This is a genomic window from Aminobacter sp. P4_D5 (genome assembly GCF_056401815.1).
Window position 1 is genome coordinate 1 of the sequence record NZ_JBFUIP010000547.1, and the last position, 825, is coordinate 825.

The window sequence follows — 825 nt, forward strand, 5'->3', positions numbered from 1 at the left end:
GATCAGCATCGTCATCGACGTTCCCCCGCATATCGAGAGGGCGATTCACCGCCTCGGCCGAAGAGGCCTCGGCGGATCGCGCTCTACTCGGCCTGGATGTTCGCCTCGCGCACCAGCCGCGTCCAGTCGGCGCGCTCGCGGCGCATGCGCGCGTCGAGCTCCGCGCCCGTGCCGAAGTCCGAGATGGAGCCAAGGGTCAGCATCTGCGCCACCGTCTCGGGCTGCGTCATGATGGCGCGGAAGGCGTCCTCCAGCAGCTGGCGCCGCTCCGGCGGGATGCGCGCGGGCGCGAGCACGCCGTTGAAGCCCATCAGGCCCCAGTCCACGCCGGCCTCCTTCGCCGTCGGCACGTCGGGGATGCTGGGCTGGCGCGTCGGCGAGGAGATGGCGATGACGCGGGCCCGGCCGCCCTCCACCGCGCCGCGGAAGACGCCGTAATTGCCGATCATCAGCTGCGTGTCGCCGGCCAGCAGGCCCTGCAGCGCCGGGCCGGTGCCGCGATAGGGCACGTGCGTCATCTCGACGCCCGCCGCTCGGCGCCAGGATTCATAGGCGAGGTGCGGACCCGAGCCGATGCCGGCCGAGCCGAAGTTCAGCGCCCCGGGCCGCGCCTTCAGCAGCGCCACGAACTCCGCCTGCGTGCGCGCCGGAAGGTTCGCCGGGACGACCAGCACGAAGGGTCCGGCGGTGAGCTGCGCCACGCCGGAAAAATCGCGCTGCGTGTCGAAGGGCAGGGTCGGATAGAGCGCGTGGGTGATGCCGAGGTTGCCGTTGTCGCCCAGGAAGAGCGTGTAGCCGTCGGGATCGACGCGGGCCATGTACTCC

At 71.6% G+C, this 825-nt stretch carries 1 protein-coding gene; it reads right to left on the bottom strand.

Annotated features, from left to right (window positions below; genetic code table 11):
- Positions 1–83: 83 nt before the first annotated feature.
- Positions 84–825: Bug family tripartite tricarboxylate transporter substrate binding protein (locus AC1DWF_RS33405; RefSeq protein WP_476842792.1), on the bottom strand; the 742-nt coding region annotated here is incomplete at its 5' end.